This is a genomic window from Kitasatospora indigofera (assembly GCF_014655955.1).
GTDB classification, from domain to species: domain Bacteria; phylum Actinomycetota; class Actinomycetes; order Streptomycetales; family Streptomycetaceae; genus Kitasatospora; species Kitasatospora indigofera.
In genome coordinates, this window is sequence record NZ_BNBO01000057.1 from 1 (window position 1) to 14,570 (window position 14,570).

A 14,570-nucleotide genomic window follows, 5' to 3' on the forward strand; every position below is an offset into this window, starting at 1 on the left:
CCCGCCTGCCCGGTGACCGGCCGCCGGGGCCCCGGCGGCCGGTCAGGCCAGCCGCTTCAGCAGTTCCGCGGCCAGCGGGGCGGAGGAGGCCGGGTTCTGGCCGGTCACCAGGTTGCGGTCGGTGACCACGAACGGGGCCCAGGCCTCGCCCTCCTGGAAGTCGGCGCCCAGCGCCACCAGCCGGTCCTGCAGCAGCCACTTCGCCCGGTCGGCGAAGCCGGCCTGGGTCTCCTCGGCGTTGGTGAAGCCGGTCAGCCGGTACCCGGCGAACGGCGAGGCGCCGTCCTCGTCCCGGGCCGCCAGCAGCGCGGCCGGGCCGTGGCAGACCACGCCCAGCGGCTTGCCGGACTCCAGCGCCAGGGTGAGCAGCCGGCCGGAGTCGGCGTCCACCGCGAGGTCCTCCATCGGGCCGTGCCCGCCCGGGTAGAACACGGCGTCGTAGTCCTCCAGGGCCACGTCCTGCAGCTTCAGCGGGTGCTGGAGCCCGGCGATCCCGGCCAGGGCTTCCGTGACCGCCCGCGCGCCCTCCTCGCCGCCGTTGACCTCCGGGGCGAGGCTGCCCTTGTCGACGGTCGGGACCACGCCGCCGGGCGTGGCGAAGACGACATCGTGGCCGGCGGCCGTGAACGCCTGGTACGGGGTGACGGCCTCCTCGGCCCAGAAGCCGGAGGGGTGCTCGGTGCCGTCAGCCAGCGTCCAGTGGTCGGCGCCGGTCAGCACGAAAAGGATCTTTGCCATGGTCGGTTCACTCCGAGGGGTGGTGGGCCGGGCGCCGGCGTCCCGTGGCCGGAACGCCGGATCGCTCATCGCCTCGAACGTAGCCCCGCCCGGCATCGGCGACCAATGGGCGCACCGATGCCGGACATCGGAAGACCGATGCCTCGTCCGGGAATGCCCCGCGCGCCGGCGCGGCCCCCCCCGGGGCCGGGTGCGCGCCCGGTCCGGAGGGCCCCGGACGGCCCGTAGACTCCCGCCCATGAGCGATCGGGACGCCCCCGGGGCCGGCCCCCTGGACCTGAACCTGCTGCGCACCTTCCTGGCGGTCCACCGCTCCGGTTCGTTCACCGCGGCGGCCCACCGGCTCGGGCTGTCGCAGTCCACGGTCACGGCCCAGATCCGCACGCTGGAGCAGCGGCTGGGCCGCCGGCTGTTCGAGCGCGGCGCCCGCGGGGTGACGCCGCTGGCCTTCGCCGACGAGTACGCCGCCCGGCTCCGCACCCCGTTGGACCAACTGGCGGCCGTCGCCCGCGGCGAGGGGGAGCCGACCGCCGCGGAGCCGGTCCACCTCGCCGGGCCGGCCGAGTTCCTCGGCACCGTCCTCCTCCCCGCGCTGGCGCCGCTGGTCGTCGAGGGCCTGCGGCTGCGGGTGGCCACCGGGCTGACCGATCCGCTCCTGGAGGAGCTGCGGGCCGGCCGGCACGACCTGGTCGTCGCCACCCGGCGGCCCCGCGGCCGGACGCTCAGCGCCGTGCCGCTGGCCGACGAGGAGTTCGTCCTGGTCGCCGCGCCGGACCTGGCCCGGCGGCTGGCCGGGCGGGACCTGCCCGAGGCCTTGGACGAGGTGCCGCTGATCAGCTACGCCGAGGACCTGCCGATAGCCCGCCGCTACTGGCGGCACGTCTTCGACCGCCGGCTGGGCACCCGGGCCGCGGTGACCGTCCCCGACCTGCGCGCCGTCCTGGCGGCGGTCACCGCCGGCGCCGGCTGGAGCGTCCTGCCGGGCTACCTCTGCCGCGACCGGCTCGCCTCCGGGGATCTGGTGCTGCTGCACGACCCCGAGGACCCGCCGATCAACACCGCGTACCTGGTACGGAGGCCGGCCGGCCCGGACAACCCGCAGGTGGAGCTGGTCCGCGAGCGGCTGCTGGCCGTGGGGAGGACCTTGTGACGCCCGGCCGGGCCGGCTCCGGGGCCCGCCCGGCGCCCCGGACGCCCCGGGCGCGCCCGGCCGGCCGTCCCCGAACGGCGGACCAGCGGCGCCCGGCCGCGGGCCGCCGGCCCGCACCCGACCGAACCGACCCGAGGAGCACCGAGTGAAGCTGACCGACCTCCTGGCCGGCCACCCCTACACCGTTCTGCGGGGCGACCCCTCGCTGGAGGTCACCGGCGGGGTGTCGGACAGCTCGGCCCACGCCGGGCAGCGGTGGCTGTTCGTCGCCGTCGCGGGCCGTCGCGCGGACGGGCACGACCACCTGCACCGGGCCGCCGCGGCCGGTGCGGTGGCCGCGCTGGTCGGCCGCCCGCCCGCCGACCTGCCCGAGGGCATGTGCGTGGTCCGGGTCGAGGACACCAGGGCGGCGGCCTCGCTGGCCGCCGCCCGGTGGTTCGGCGAGCCGGGCCGCGCGATGGACGTGGTCGCCGTCACCGGCACGAACGGCAAGACGTCCGTCGCGGCGATGATCGAGAGCGTGGTCACCGAGCTCACCCCGGCGCCGGTCGGCGTGATCGGCACCGGCGGGCCGCGGCTCGGCGGCCGGCCGGTGCCGCTCGCCACCAGCACCCCGACCACCCCGCAGGCCGTCGACCTGCAGCGGATCCTCGCCCACCTGCGGGACGGCCGGGCCCGGACGGTGGTGATGGAGGTGTCCTCGATGGCGCTCGCCCAGCACCGCACCGACCACGTCTTCGCCCGGACCGGCGTGTTCACCAACCTCAGCCCCGACCACCTGGACGACCACGGCACGATGGCCGCCTACAAGCAGGCCAAACTGCGGCTCTTCGAAGGGCTCTGCGAGCGGGCGGTGGTGAACGCGGACGACCCCGTCGCCGCGGAGATCCTGGCGCTGATGCCGGCGGCGCTCACGTACGGGATCGACACCGCGGCGCACTACCGGGCGACCGATGTGGTGGTGACCCCCGCGGGCAGCGCCTTCCGCCTCCAGCACGCCGGGCGGACCCATCGCGCGCGGGTGCCGGTGCCGGGCCTCTTCGGCGTGTACAACGCGCTGGCCGCCGTCGCGGCCTGCCACCAGCTCGGGCACGCCGTCCCCGACATCCTCCGCGCGCTGGAGCGGCTCCCGCAGATCCCCGGCCGCTTCGAGACGACCACCACCCCCGCCGGGGCCACCGTGGTGGTCGACTACGCGCACTCCACCGACTCGCTGGAGAAGGCGCTGGCCACCGTCCGCGGCTTCGCCACCGCACGGGTGATCACCGTCTTCGGGTGCGGCGGCGACCGGGACGCGACCAAGCGGGCCCCGATGGGCGCGATCGCCGGGCGTTACTCGGACCTGGTCGTCCTCACCAGCGACAATCCGCGCAGCGAGGACCCGGAGGCGATCCTGGACGCCATCAGCGAGGGCCTGCGCGGCACCGGCGCGGCCCACGAGCGGATCACGGACCGGCGCCAGGCGATCGCCCACGCGCTGGAGCACGCGGGGCCGGGCGACATCGTCCTGGTCGCCGGCAAGGGCTCGGAGACGTACCAGCTGATCGGCGACCGGGCACTGCCGTTCGAGGACATGCGGGTGGTCCGCGAGCTCAGTGCCCGCTGACGGAGGCAGCCCGCCGCCCTCGGTCCCGCTTGTCGGCCCGTCACCCCGTCACCCCGTCGGCCCGTCACCCCGCGGGCCCGTCGCCCCGTCACCCCGCGGGCCCGTCGCCCCGTCACCCCGTCGCTCCGTCACCCGCTGGGCGGGGAGCGGAGCGGACGGCATCCGGGTGGACGCGAGGGCCGGAACGGCCCGGGGTCCCCGCCCCGGCGCCGGGCTGATGGTAGGACTGGGGCGGGCGGCCGCCGCGGCCGAGCCCCGCACCGGAGGAGCCGGCATGAGCATCGAACAGCACCCGCTCGCCACCGCCGTCCACGAGGTGGACCGTGAGCTGCGCCGTACCGCCGTGGACCCCGTCTGCCGGGCCCGCGACCAGCGCTTCCGGCTGGGCGACGAGGAGTACCTGCTGGCGGCGGTGGCCGCGGCCGTCCGCAGCCTGGAGCAACTGTCCGAGGGCCTGGCCGACCAGCTCACCGGCGCCGCCTCGCGCGGTGTCCTGGACACCGCGGCCAGGCGCCTCGCCGACGTCTCGTCCCTCCTGAGCGACGGCGTGTCCCGGGCCGCCCGCGCCGCCCGGGCCACGGTGTAGGACCTCCCACCGCCGGCCACCCCGGCGTCGGGGCGAGCCGGGCCCGAGAAGGGTGAGCGAATGCCGACCGTCGCCACGCGGGCGCGCCGACCGGTACCCGGGGGCGGGTCCCTCGCCGTGCCGGCGCCCCGGGCCGTCCGGTGAGCCGTCGCCTGCCGCAGTCCGCGGGCCCCAGGCTGGCGGCCTCGACGGTGGCCGGAGCCCTGGTCGGGCTGCTCGTCGGCGGGCTGGCCAGGGTGCCGCTCGGGATCCTGGCCGGCATCGCCACGGCCGGCTCGATCTTCGTGGTGGCGGGCTGGGCCGTGCTCTGGCCGATGGACGCCGACGCCACCCGGCGCAACGTCCGGCGCGAGGACTTCCGTCCGGTCACCGAGGAACTCCTGGTGGTCTCCGCCGCCCTGGGCGGCCTGCTCGGCATCGTGATGCTGCTCCTGATCGGCCGCCCCGGCGACGCGCACTCGGCCGGCGGCCGGGTGGCGGCGGCCGTCGCGCTCGCCGGTGTCTTCGCGGCCTGGGCGGCCCTGCACCTGATGTACGCCACCCGGTACGCCGACCTGTACTACGGGGAGCCGGGCGGCGGCATCGACTTCAACTCCGGGGAGCGGCCGAAGTACAGCGACTTCCTCTACTTCAGCTACAACCTCGGCATGACGTACCAGGTCTCCGACACCAGCGTCTCCAGCTCCAGGATCCGCGCGGTGGTCCTGCGCCACTGCCTGCTGTCCTACGTCTTCGGGGCGAGCATCCTCGCCACCACGATCAGCCTCGTCGTCGACTTCGTCACGAACTGACGCCCGGGCCCGTCGGCCCCGCACTCCGGGCGTGGGCCCGCCGGAGCGGCCGCCGTGAACGCCGGGGAGCCGTCCACGGCGAGCGCTCCCGCAGCGGCCCCGGGCCCGCGCCGGGGCTCTACATCCGGAGCCCACCCCTCGGCCCCTCGGGGCGGCAAGGCGACTGATATGATCCATTTGTCCGTGTTGCAGATTTTTGGCGCCCGCAGTGATGAACCACTGCCGCCCTGCCCGGCCCCTGGGAGTGGGAATGACTGGCCTTCCCGAACCGATCAGCCCGGCGGCCCGTACCGCGCTGGAGCAGGAACTCGCCACGCTGCGCACCGAGCGCGAGACGGTCGCCGCGACCTTGCGGGGCACCGACGCCGACTCGCCCGGTGACCTGGCGGACCAGGCGGACGAGTTGCAGCGGGCCACCGAGGCGGCCCGCCTGGACTCCCGGATCGCGGTGATCGAGGCGCGGCTCGCCCAGGCCGCCGCGGCCGCCCCGCCGGCCCCGGGCGTGGTGGGTGTGGGCAGCACCGTCACGGTGCGGTTCTCCGACGGCGCCACCAGGTCCGTCCACCTGGGCGAGATCGCCGATGCGGCGGACAACGCCCTGGTGACCGCCGACAGCCCGCTCGGCCGCGCCCTGCTCGGGCACGGCGCCGGCGAAACGGTGAGCTATCGGACTCCCGGGGGGCCGGCCAGCGCGGTCGTGGTGTCCGTCGGCGCTCCGCCCGCCCCGGCCTGAGCGGCCTCGGCCGGGCGGATGCGACCCGCCGGGCGGGCGTGACGGGCCGCCCGGGGGCCGGCCCCGTCCGGGGCCGGAATTCGGTGAAGAGCACCACCACCGGCCCGGGGCAGGGCAGACTTGCGGACGTGTCACCCAGCAACCCGCCCCGCCGCGCCCAGGTCGTCCTCTCGCCGTTCGCGGAGGAGCAGCTGGCCGGCCTCTCGGCCGGCCAGGCCCAGGCGCTGGACCGGGTGTTCGCCGTCCTGTCCGTCCGCCCCGACCTCGGTGAACCACGTTCGGGCGGCCGGCTCCGGCTGTACCGCGACGAGGTGGACCACGTGCTGGTCGTCTACCACGTGACGGTGCTTCGGACGGTGGTCGTCGTCGGGTACCTGGAGGTCGACTGACCGTCGGCGGGACGGACGGTCAGGTCCGCGGGGCGGGGGTCAGCCTCGCGGGCCGGTCCCGGCGGCCCGGCTCCGGCCGGCCCCGGCGGCCGCCCCGGTCGGGGCCTCCTCGGGGGCCGGGGACGGTCCGGGCTCCGGTCCGGTGCCGGCGGTGACGGCCGCCGCCTTGCGGGCGCCGGCGTCGGGCATGGTGAACGCGAACACGGCGGCCGCCGCCGCGATCACGGCGAGGGCCAGGTAGCTGTGCTGGTAGGCGGTCAGGGGCGGCCCGCTGCGGCCCGCGCCGGTGGGGTGGAGGACGAGCAGGGTGGTGACGGTCGCCGGTGCGAGGGCCGCGCCGGTCTGCCGCACCACGGTGTTGAGGGTGGCGGCGTGGGCCACGTCGGCCCTGGCGACGGTGGTGAACGAGGCGATCGTGGTGGGCATGAAGAACGCGCCCATCGCGAGGCCGAGCAGGAACATGTAGCCGCGCATCGCCCACAGGCCGGTGTGCGCGTCCGCGGTGGCGAAGAGCAGCAGGGCGGCGGTGACGCCCAGCAGCCCGGTGCCGATGATCACGCGCGGGCCGATCCGGGCGTAGAGCACGCTCACCACCTGCATGGTCAGCAGGACGCCGAAGGACTCGGTGAAGGTGACGCTGCCACTGGCCAGCGGGCTGCCGCCGAGGGCGTCCTGGACGAACAGGGGGGTGAGGAACATCGCGCCCAGCACCGGGACGAAGCCGACCAGGCTGATCAGGTTGGTGTCGCGGAACAGCCGGTCCCGGAACAGCCGTAGCCGCAGCACCGGCTCGGTCACCCGGAGTTCGGTCCGGATCGCCAGCGCGAGCAGCACGGCGCCGCCGGCCAGGGCCGCCAGCACCAGGGGCCGGCTCCAGCCGAGGTCCGGGCCGGCGCACACGCCGTACATCAGGGTGCCGGTGGCGGCGGCGCTGAGCAGCAGCCCGCGCAGGTCGAGCCGGCCCGGTGCGTGGTCGCGGTGCTCGGCCAGGAAGAGCAGGCCGAAGAGCATGGCCAGGGCGCCGATCGGCACGTTGACGTAGAAGACCCAGCGCCAGGACAGGCCGGTGACGAGCACGCCGCCGAGCAGCGGTGCGACGGCGGGGGCGATCTGCTGCGGGATGATCAGCAGCCGGGACAGCCTGACCTGTTCGGAGTGGCTGAAGGTGCGGAAGAGCAGGGCCTGCGAGGTGGGGGTGAGCAGCCCTGCGGCCAGGCCCTGGAGGGCCCGGGCGCCGACCAGCGAGGGCAGGTCGGGGGCGGCCCCGCAGAGTACGGAGGCGGCGGTGAACACGCCGAGGGACCACAGCAGCATCCGGCGCCCGCCGAATCGTTCCAGCAGCCACGCGGAGGAGGGGATCATGATGCCCAGGCAGACCGGGTACACGACCACGACACTGCTGAGCGAGGCTGCGGTGAGGTGGAACTGGCGGGCGATGCTGGGCAGCGCGACGGTGGTGATGGCGCCGTCGACGATGCAGATGAAGGTGATGGAGACGGTCATGATCGGTACGACGTAGCGCTGGCTGATGCGAGTGCTCATAGAAGCTGAGCATACTCACTATGATGGTGCTCATGAAGCGCGGGGACGAGGAGAGTCGCACCATGGCGGACGAACAGGGCTTTGGCAGCAGCGATGTACTGGTGGACGAACTCTTCGCCACCACCCATCAGTTGCGGGTCTTCGTCGACGGCCGGCTGCGGGAGCACGGGGCTTCGGTGGCCCGGCTGAGGGCCCTCCGGGTGCTCGCCAGGACCGGGGAGCCGCTGCGGATGCGCGACCTCAGCGACCTGCTCGGCAACGCCCCGCGCACCACCACGACGATCGTGGACAGCCTGGAGCGCGACGGTCTGGTCGAGCGGGTGCGCCATCCGGAGGACCGGCGGGCCTTCCTGCTCGCCCTCACCGACCTGGGCGCCCGGCACTACCGCGAGGCGGAGGAGCTGGACGGCGTCGCGCTCGCCACCGCCACCGGGACGCTGGCCCCGGCCGAACGGGAGCAACTGCGGGCACTGCTGGGCCGGATCCGGCAGGCGGTCGCCGACAGCACCGAGTGAGCGAGGTGGCCGGGGGAGGCGTCCGGGGGAGGCGTCCGGGCCGACCGTGCGGGACCGCGCCGTGTTGAACATCGTTGTGTTCGACCGCGTCGTGCCGGACTGTGTCGTGCTGGGCCGCGTCGTGCTGGACCACGCCGGACGTCCGGGTGACCGGTCCGCCAGCCGATCGGGTCGCGGGACGGCCGGGTGTCCGTCCCGTGCGGGGCCGGTGTGCGGGCCGGAGCCCGGTGCCCGGGGTCACGACGCGGGGCCGGCGGGCCATGACGGCCGCCGGCCCCGCTCAAGCCGTGGAAGGACGTCAGCCCTCGTTGATGCAGACGTTGCCGAACGCCGGGTTCAGCGCGCCCAGCACGTTGACGCTGTTGCCGCAGGCGTTGATCGGGATGTGGATCGGGATCTGGATGACATTGCCGGACAGGATGCCCGGCGACCCGACGGCGATGCCCTCTGCGGTGGACGAGGCGCTCGCCGCGCCGGCCGATCCGAGCACGAGCGCGGCGGCGGCACCGGCGAGAACGAGAGCCTTGCGGAGGTCTTTCACGGTCTTCTCCATTCCTGAGGGGATGGTGCAGGTTCATGAAGAAGCCACCGCCGGCAGCATGTCGTGCCTGGCGGTGACACCTCCCGACCAGTCTTTGCACCAACCCGGCCGCGCGTCGCGCGGGCACACGGTTCGTTCACCCGCCCGAACGGCATCCGGCCCAGCGCGGCCCCGGGAGGCCCGCCCGCTCCCGGTGCGCCCGGGGGAGTGCGGCCCGCCGGGCGGCCCCCGGCCCGGCCTGCGGAGGCACCGGCCGGCCCGCACGGTCCGGCGGCCGGTCCGGCCCGCTCAGCGTGGGCGGGCGGGCGGTCGACGGCCGGCCGACGGGTGCGGCACGCTCCGCAGGTGATCGACGGCCCGGGCGCCGAGCAGCCGGCGCAGCCGCGCCGTGCCCTTGGCGGTGCGGCGCCGCACGGCGCCCACCGGCAGGCGGAGGATCCGTGCGGTCTGCCGCTCGGAGAGGCCGAAGGCGTGCCGCAGGACGACGCAGGCCCGTACCCGGAACGGCAGCCGGGCCGGCGCCTCCCGTACGTCCGACACGGCGGCCGGGGCGGCGGCTAGGTCGTCGGCGGTCTCCGTACTACCCGTCAGGAGGGGGACGAGACGCGCGAGTTCGGCGTGTCGGCGTTCGAAGACGTGGGCGAACCCGGTGGCCGCCTCGGCGGAGATCATGCCCTCGGTGCGGCCTTTCGAGGATGAAATGTGAGCGTTGACAGATTCGGCGGACCGGCAGCGTGCCAGTCGGTCCGGGCCGTGCATGCTTGTCGGATACATGACGGTCACGGGAAATTCACGCACCGGCTCTACCCGCATAGACAGCCGGGGCGCCATCCTGGTCCGGCGGCACCGCTCCCCAGGTCCCGCCCCCTCCGGAAGCGCACCCCTGAGCCGTGCTCCGCCCGTCGTGCCCCGGCCCCGCCGTCGTCATCCGTTGCCCGGTCGGACCTCCGCCCCGGGCGCGGCCGGCAGCCGCGCCGGCCCCGGCGGACGGACGGCCAAGGCACCCGTACCCCCTCGTCCGAGGTCCACCGCCCCACCCGGGAGAGCGAATGAAGCCCCGTACCGCAGTCAGCGTCGTGGCCCTGGCCATGGCCGCGTTCAGCGTCACCGCCCCCGCGGCCGTCGCCAGCGGCAGCAAGGTGTCCCAGGCGACGGCCGCGAGCCAGTTCAGGAACGCCGGGATCACCTGGAGTTCCAGCGGCAACTGCACCACCCGCTCCAACTCGACCTGCACCTCGTTCGAGCAGATCAACTCCGGCACCGTCAGCACGATCATCACCCTGAAGCAGTCCAGCGGCTGCGCCATCAACATCACGGGCGGGACTGAGGTCGGCCACGCCTCCGGCACCTACAGCCACTACAACGGCTACAAGGTCGACGTCTCCCGGAACTCCTGCATCGACGCGTACGTCCAGAACAGCTTCACCTACATCGGCTACCGCGGGGACGGCTACCCGCAGTGGAAGGCGGCCTCGGGCAACCTCTACTGCAACGAGGGCAACCACTGGGACATCACGGTCTACTGACACCGGCGGACCACGGGTGCGGGCCGGTCGCCGGTCCGCACCGGCCGTGCTCCCGCCCGCCCGCCTTCGCAGACCGGGGCCGGCCCCCGGGGCCGGTCTGAGTACGCCGTGGCGCCGGACCTGAGTAGTGGCGGGGAAGCTGAGTATCCGAGCGCTGCCGGACGCCGGGGTGCCCGGGCCAGGATCGCCGCATGACCGATTCCGTTGCCCCGTCAGTTCCCCGGGCCGCCGCCACGCGCGGTCGGTGGTGGCGGGCCCCGCTCGTCTCCACCCTGGTGAGCGTCCTGCTGCTACCGGTGGTGCGCGCTCTGCGGGGATTCGCCGAGATGGCCACCGACCCCTGCTACGAGCCCGGTTCCTGTCCCTCGACCTTCGCGCACCTTCAGGTCGCCGACGTCGCCCTGGTCGTGGCGCAGGTGCTGATCCTCCTGCAGTGGCCGGCCGCCTACCTGCTCCGGCCGGTCCGGGTGCTGGTCTCGCTGGCACCCGCCGCGGCCTACCTGGTGGTCGTCGGCGCCGTGTTCAGCATTCCCGCGGGCCGGTGAACCGGCAGGTGCCCGGGGCGGGAAGGTCCGGCCGGGCCGGTGCGGCCGGGTGCCCGGCCCCTCGGGTGCCGGCCGGGGCCGGTAGCCTGCGCGCATGACCGCGACCACCGATGACGACCGCCGATTCCCGCCCGCCCTGGCCGAGGTGGCCCTGGTGGAGTTCGACTACGGCGACGAGGGGGAGGGCGTCGACTTCGAACCGTACGACGCCTTCGACCCGGCGGCCGACACGACCGACTGGCTGCGCAGCTGGACGGGCAACCGGGAGGCCGACGGCGGGGCCTACCGGATCTTCGGGCAGGACGGCACCGGCGGCCTGGCCGCCCTGTGGTGCGTGCGGCCGGGGCGCCCCCTCGCGGATCAGCCCGTGGTCTTCGTCGGCTCGGAGGGCGAGAGCGGTGTGGTGGCGGGCAGCCTCTCCGACTTCCTGTGGCTGCTGGCCGACGGTTTCGGGCCACTGGAGGCCGCCCTGGAGGAGGGCCGGGAGGCTCGCCCGGACGCCGTCCTGACCGCCGTCGCCGAGCGGCACGCCACCACCCCGCGGCGGCCGGCCGGCCTGATCATCGCCGAGGCCCGGGCCGAGTTCCCGACCTTCACCGAGGATCTCCAGGACCTCTGCCGCTGATCGGCTCCGCCGGCGGGGGGCCTGCGCCGGGAACGCGACGGTGCCCGCGAGGCGTGCGGGGCACGTCCTCACGGGCACCGGTCCGGACGCCGTGTCCGGGGCCGTGCGTCCCGCCGTCGCGGCTGTAGCCGCCCGGTGGGCCGGCACGGCCGTGCGGGTGGTGCGGGCGGTGGTCGCCGCCGCCCTACCGGGCCACCGCCGGGGCGCGGACGCCGACGGCCCGGCCGCGGGTGCGGGCCACCAGCTCGCGGGCCTCCTCCGGCGAGGCCACCGCCGGCGGCGAGCCGGGCAGCGGGCGGCCGGCGCTCTCCGGCATCAGCCAGACCGCGACCGCGCCGATCACGGCGGCCGCCATCATGTAGTACGCGGGCATCATCCGGTCCCCGGTGGCATTGATCAGCGAGGTCACCACCAGCGGCGTGGTGCCGCCGAACAGCGAGACCGAGATGTTGAACCCGACCGACATCGCGCCGTACCGCACAGGGGTCGGGAACAAGGCCGGCAGCGAGGCCGGCATGGTGCCCGTGAAGGCGGTCAGCAGCAGGCACAGCGCCCCCACGCCGACCAGCACCCCCCACTGCTCACCCCGGCGGATCAGCAGCAGCGCGGGCACGGAGAGCAGCAGGAAGCCGAGGCAGCCGGCCATCAGCACCGGCCGGCGCCCGATCCGGTCGGAGAGGTGTCCGACCGGCCCGTTGACCGCCATCATCAGCACCATCGCGGCGATGATCACCAGCAGGCCGTGGGTGGCGTCGAAGGCCAGCTCGGCGGTCAGGTAGGTCGGCAGGTAGGACAGCAGCATGTAGTCGGTCACGTTGTAGACCAGGACCAGCGCCATGCAGAGCAGCAGGGCCCGCCGGTGCGTGGTCAGCAGCTCCCGCAGCCCGCTCTTCGGGCGCTTGCGCCCCGCCGGCTCGGCCTGCTCCTGGAGCTTGCGGAAGGCCGGCGTCTCCTCCAGCCGCATCCGCAGGTAGAGGCCGATCAGCCCGAGCGGTCCGGCGATCAGGAACGGCAGCCGCCAGCCCCAGGAGAGCAGGCTCGACTCGTCCAGGGCGGAGGTCATCAGCGTCACCAGCGCGGCGCCGGACACGTACCCGACCAGGGTGCCGAACTCCAGCCAGCTCCCGAGGAAGCCCCGGCGCCGGTCGGGGGCGTACTCGGCGATGAAGGTCGTCGCACCGCCGTACTCCCCGCCGGTGGAGAAGCCCTGCACCATCCGGGCGGCCAGCAGCAGGACCGGGGCCCAGATGCCGATGGTGGCGTAGGACGGGATCAGCCCGATCGCGAAGGTTCCGGCGGCCATCATGATCATGGTGGCCGCGAGCACCTTCTGCCGGCCGATCCGGTCGCCCAGCGGCCCGAAGACCAGCCCGCCCAGCGGCCGGATCAGGAAGGCCGCGGCGAAGGTCCCGAAGGTGGCCAGCAGCTGGGTGGCACCTCCGGCGGTCGGGAAGAAGACCTTCCCGAGGGTCACCGCCAGGTAGCTGTAGACGCCGAAGTCGAACCACTCCATGGCGTTGCCGAGGGCCGCGGCGGACACCGCCCGCCGCAACATCCCCCGCTCGACGACGGTGACGTCCCCGACCGCGAGGGATCTGCCGGCGGGCGCCGGGGGGACGGCGCCGGCGGTGCGGGTGCTGTCGGCGGGGGCGCTGCCGCCGCCGTTGGACAGTTCGGCTCTCGATGACGCTGGACTCAAGGGTTCACTCTTCGTGCCGGGAACAGGGACCGCTCCCGTCTGACCCGTTCGTCTGCGCTCAAACCCCTCGCGGCCGGTACTGAGAGATGCCTCACCCCTGGTCCGCGCGCTACTGCCGGGCGCCGGCCCCGGTGACGGGCAGCGGGTCCGGCACCTCGTCGAGCAGCTGCGCGCCGTTGTTGCGGACGGAGTTCACGGCGGTGGAGACCGGCGTGATCCGCAGCTCGTCGCCGGCCGGGGTGTGCAGCAGCCGGCGCAGTTCGGCGGCGTCGGTCAGCTCGGGGTCGAGCCAGGCGTCGAAGTCCGCCGCGTCGATGGTCAGCGGCATCCGGTCGTGGACCCGGCCGGCCGCGTCGGTGGCGTCGGTGGTGATGATCGTCGCGGTGGTGAGCCAGGCCGCCGGGTCGTCCTCCGGCACGCTCCGGTCCCGCCAGAACTCGTACAGCCCGGCCATCGGCATCAGCGTCCCGGCGGCCGGCGCCAGGAAGTACGGCTGCTTGTAGGCCTTCGTCCCCCCGGCGGCGGGCACCGGCTTCCACTCGTAGTACCCGTCGGCCGGGATCAGGCACCGGCGGGTGGCGAACGCCTTGCGGAAGGCGGGCTTCTCGTGGACGGTCTCGGCCCGGGCGTTGATCATCCGGGACCCGCCGCCCGGATCCTTCGACCAGGACGGCACCAGGCCCCAGCGCACCTGCCGCAGCCGGCGGACCAGCTCACCGGTCTCCCGGTCCAGGCGTTGCAGCGCCACCACGATCGGGTCCGTGGGCGCCACGTTCCAGCTCGGGGCGAGCGTCTCGGCGGTGGGCAGGCCGACCGCGCCGAAGAACTCGGCGAGGTCCTGGACGGAGGAGGTGGAGACGTAGCGACCGCACATACCCCCACCGTGCCATCCCGGGGGCCCCGCCGAGGGGCCGACGCACCAATCCGGCGCACCGACGCGACCACCGACGCGACGCACCAAAGCGACGCACGGACCCGGCCGGCCGGCCGCGGCGGCGGAGTGCCCCGGAGCGGGACCGGGCGGTCGCTCCGGGACGCGGGCCAGGCGGGTGCCCCGGCGCGGCGCCGGGGCACCCGCGGCGTTCAGCGCCCGTCCGCGGTCGGCCGGTGGTGGACGTACTCGACCACCGTCCCGTCCGGGTGGCGGGCGTTGAACCCGGCCCCGGTGGGCACCTGCTGGAGCGGGACGACGATCTCCGCCCCCTCGGCGACCAGCCGGTCGTGGTACGGCCGCACGTCGTCGACCAGCAGGGTGCCGGTGGTGGAGCGGAACGGCGCCAGCTCCTCCTCGGCGCCCTCGATCAGCAGGAAGGCCCCGACGGTGGCCAGCCGCAGGGCGCCGAAGGTGAACCGGGCGTCGGTGGTCACCCCCTGCAGCAGCTCGTAGAACCTGGTCCCCGCCTCCAGGCCGCCCGGGTCGAGGAAGACCCGGACCAGGACCCGGGGCACCGTCCGATGGGAGGAGTCGCTCTCACGGCGCCACACCTCGGGCGCCCGCTGCTGTTCCGTCATGCCGCCAGGCTGCCCCGGGCCGCCCGGGGCGACCAGGCAGGTGTTCATGGGGGTGACCGGCGCTCATAGGAC

At 74.9% G+C, this 14,570-nt stretch carries 17 protein-coding genes; 10 read left to right on the forward strand and 7 right to left on the reverse strand.

The features are described 5' to 3' along the window. Positions 1-42: 42 nt before the first annotated feature. On the reverse strand, positions 43-738 hold the full coding sequence (locus tag IE329_RS32585) for a type 1 glutamine amidotransferase domain-containing protein (protein ID WP_190214638.1): 696 nt from the start codon (positions 736-738) through the stop codon (positions 43-45). 238 nt (positions 739-976) lie between these two features. Between IE329_RS32585 and IE329_RS32590 the strand changes: the two genes are divergently transcribed. The 6 genes from IE329_RS32590 (at position 977) to IE329_RS32615 (ending at position 5,993) form a co-directional block, all read left to right on the forward strand. After that, positions 977-1,888, forward strand: coding sequence for a LysR family transcriptional regulator (locus IE329_RS32590; RefSeq protein WP_190214639.1), 912 nt, complete (start codon positions 977-979; stop codon positions 1,886-1,888). Positions 1,889-2,033: 145 nt separating this feature from the next. Next, positions 2,034-3,494, forward strand: a complete 1,461-nt coding sequence (locus IE329_RS32595; RefSeq protein WP_190214640.1) for a UDP-N-acetylmuramoyl-L-alanyl-D-glutamate--2,6-diaminopimelate ligase — start codon at positions 2,034-2,036, stop codon at positions 3,492-3,494. A gap of 274 nt (positions 3,495-3,768) precedes the next feature. Next, the gene (locus tag IE329_RS32600; protein ID WP_073925511.1) at positions 3,769-4,080 is read left to right on the forward strand and encodes a hypothetical protein; all 312 of its coding nucleotides are present in this window, start codon (positions 3,769-3,771) and stop codon (positions 4,078-4,080) included. Positions 4,081-4,220: 140 nt separating this feature from the next. After that, entirely contained in the window at positions 4,221-4,871 is a 651-nt protein-coding gene (locus tag IE329_RS32605; protein ID WP_190214641.1) for a DUF1345 domain-containing protein, read from the forward strand. A gap of 250 nt (positions 4,872-5,121) precedes the next feature. Then, on the forward strand, positions 5,122-5,604 hold the full coding sequence (locus IE329_RS32610) for a GreA/GreB family elongation factor (protein ID WP_190214642.1): 483 nt from the start codon (positions 5,122-5,124) through the stop codon (positions 5,602-5,604). 128 nt (positions 5,605-5,732) lie between these two features. Beyond that, a complete protein-coding gene (locus IE329_RS32615) occupies positions 5,733-5,993 on the forward strand; it encodes a hypothetical protein (protein WP_190214643.1) in 261 nt (86 codons plus the stop codon). 39 nt (positions 5,994-6,032) lie between these two features. Here IE329_RS32615 and IE329_RS32620 read toward each other — a convergent pair whose 3' ends face one another. Next, a complete protein-coding gene (locus tag IE329_RS32620; RefSeq protein WP_190214644.1) occupies positions 6,033-7,535 on the reverse strand; it encodes a DHA2 family efflux MFS transporter permease subunit in 1,503 nt (500 codons plus the stop codon). Positions 7,536-7,567: 32 nt separating this feature from the next. Between IE329_RS32620 and IE329_RS32625 the strand changes: the two genes are divergently transcribed. Beyond that, positions 7,568-8,050: a MarR family winged helix-turn-helix transcriptional regulator gene (locus tag IE329_RS32625; protein WP_373311371.1), complete on the forward strand. Its 483-nt coding sequence runs from the start codon at positions 7,568-7,570 to the stop codon at positions 8,048-8,050. Between the two features lie 298 nt (positions 8,051-8,348). Here IE329_RS32625 and IE329_RS32630 read toward each other — a convergent pair whose 3' ends face one another. After that, on the reverse strand, positions 8,349-8,603 hold the full coding sequence (locus tag IE329_RS32630; RefSeq protein WP_073925514.1) for a chaplin: 255 nt from the start codon (positions 8,601-8,603) through the stop codon (positions 8,349-8,351). 276 nt (positions 8,604-8,879) lie between these two features. Then, entirely contained in the window at positions 8,880-9,263 is a 384-nt protein-coding gene (locus tag IE329_RS32635; RefSeq protein WP_190214645.1) for a sigma factor-like helix-turn-helix DNA-binding protein, read from the reverse strand. 377 nt (positions 9,264-9,640) lie between these two features. On the opposite strand from IE329_RS32635, the gene IE329_RS32640 reads away from it, so the two are divergent. The 3 genes from IE329_RS32640 (at position 9,641) to IE329_RS32650 (ending at position 11,287) form a co-directional block, all read left to right on the forward strand. Then, entirely contained in the window at positions 9,641-10,117 is a 477-nt protein-coding gene (locus tag IE329_RS32640) for a hypothetical protein (RefSeq protein ID WP_190214646.1), read from the forward strand. 191 nt (positions 10,118-10,308) lie between these two features. Then, on the forward strand, positions 10,309-10,662 hold the full coding sequence (locus IE329_RS32645) for a hypothetical protein (protein WP_190214647.1): 354 nt from the start codon (positions 10,309-10,311) through the stop codon (positions 10,660-10,662). Between the two features lie 94 nt (positions 10,663-10,756). Continuing rightward, positions 10,757-11,287: an SMI1/KNR4 family protein gene (locus tag IE329_RS32650; RefSeq protein WP_190214648.1), complete on the forward strand. Its 531-nt coding sequence runs from the start codon at positions 10,757-10,759 to the stop codon at positions 11,285-11,287. 184 nt (positions 11,288-11,471) lie between these two features. Here the strand turns inward: IE329_RS32650 and proP are convergent, their stop codons facing one another. From proP to IE329_RS32665, 3 genes are all read right to left on the reverse strand, one after another. Then, positions 11,472-12,986 carry a glycine betaine/L-proline transporter ProP gene (gene proP, locus IE329_RS32655; RefSeq protein WP_190214649.1) on the reverse strand — a complete coding sequence of 505 codons (1,515 nt, stop codon included), beginning with the start codon at positions 12,984-12,986 and terminating at the stop codon, positions 11,472-11,474. A gap of 109 nt (positions 12,987-13,095) precedes the next feature. After that, on the reverse strand, positions 13,096-13,860 hold the full coding sequence (locus IE329_RS32660; protein ID WP_190214650.1) for an SOS response-associated peptidase: 765 nt from the start codon (positions 13,858-13,860) through the stop codon (positions 13,096-13,098). Between the two features lie 209 nt (positions 13,861-14,069). Beyond that, complete coding sequence (locus IE329_RS32665; protein ID WP_190214651.1) at positions 14,070-14,498, reverse strand: VOC family protein; 429 nt, start codon at positions 14,496-14,498, stop codon at positions 14,070-14,072. Positions 14,499-14,570 lie beyond the last annotated feature (72 nt).

Bases quoted from the DNA above. Each gene is read 5' to 3' on its own strand.
- IE329_RS32585 (WP_190214638.1), bottom strand. From the start codon at position 738: ATGGCAAAGATCCTTTTCGTGCTGACCGGCGCCGACCACTGGACGCTG.
- IE329_RS32590 (WP_190214639.1), top strand. From the start codon at position 977: ATGAGCGATCGGGACGCCCCCGGGGCCGGCCCCCTGGACCTGAACCTG.
- IE329_RS32600 (WP_073925511.1), top strand. From the start codon at position 3,769: ATGAGCATCGAACAGCACCCGCTCGCCACCGCCGTCCACGAGGTGGAC.
- IE329_RS32610 (WP_190214642.1), top strand. From the start codon at position 5,122: ATGACTGGCCTTCCCGAACCGATCAGCCCGGCGGCCCGTACCGCGCTG.
- IE329_RS32620 (WP_190214644.1), bottom strand. From the start codon at position 7,535: ATGAGCACTCGCATCAGCCAGCGCTACGTCGTACCGATCATGACCGTC.
- IE329_RS32625 (WP_373311371.1), top strand. From the start codon at position 7,568: ATGAAGCGCGGGGACGAGGAGAGTCGCACCATGGCGGACGAACAGGGC.
- IE329_RS32630 (WP_073925514.1), bottom strand. From the start codon at position 8,603: ATGGAGAAGACCGTGAAAGACCTCCGCAAGGCTCTCGTTCTCGCCGGT.
- IE329_RS32635 (WP_190214645.1), bottom strand. From the start codon at position 9,263: ATGATCTCCGCCGAGGCGGCCACCGGGTTCGCCCACGTCTTCGAACGC.
- IE329_RS32640 (WP_190214646.1), top strand. From the start codon at position 9,641: ATGAAGCCCCGTACCGCAGTCAGCGTCGTGGCCCTGGCCATGGCCGCG.
- IE329_RS32645 (WP_190214647.1), top strand. From the start codon at position 10,309: ATGACCGATTCCGTTGCCCCGTCAGTTCCCCGGGCCGCCGCCACGCGC.
- IE329_RS32650 (WP_190214648.1), top strand. From the start codon at position 10,757: ATGACCGCGACCACCGATGACGACCGCCGATTCCCGCCCGCCCTGGCC.
- IE329_RS32660 (WP_190214650.1), bottom strand. From the start codon at position 13,860: ATGTGCGGTCGCTACGTCTCCACCTCCTCCGTCCAGGACCTCGCCGAG.
- IE329_RS32665 (WP_190214651.1), bottom strand. From the start codon at position 14,498: ATGACGGAACAGCAGCGGGCGCCCGAGGTGTGGCGCCGTGAGAGCGAC.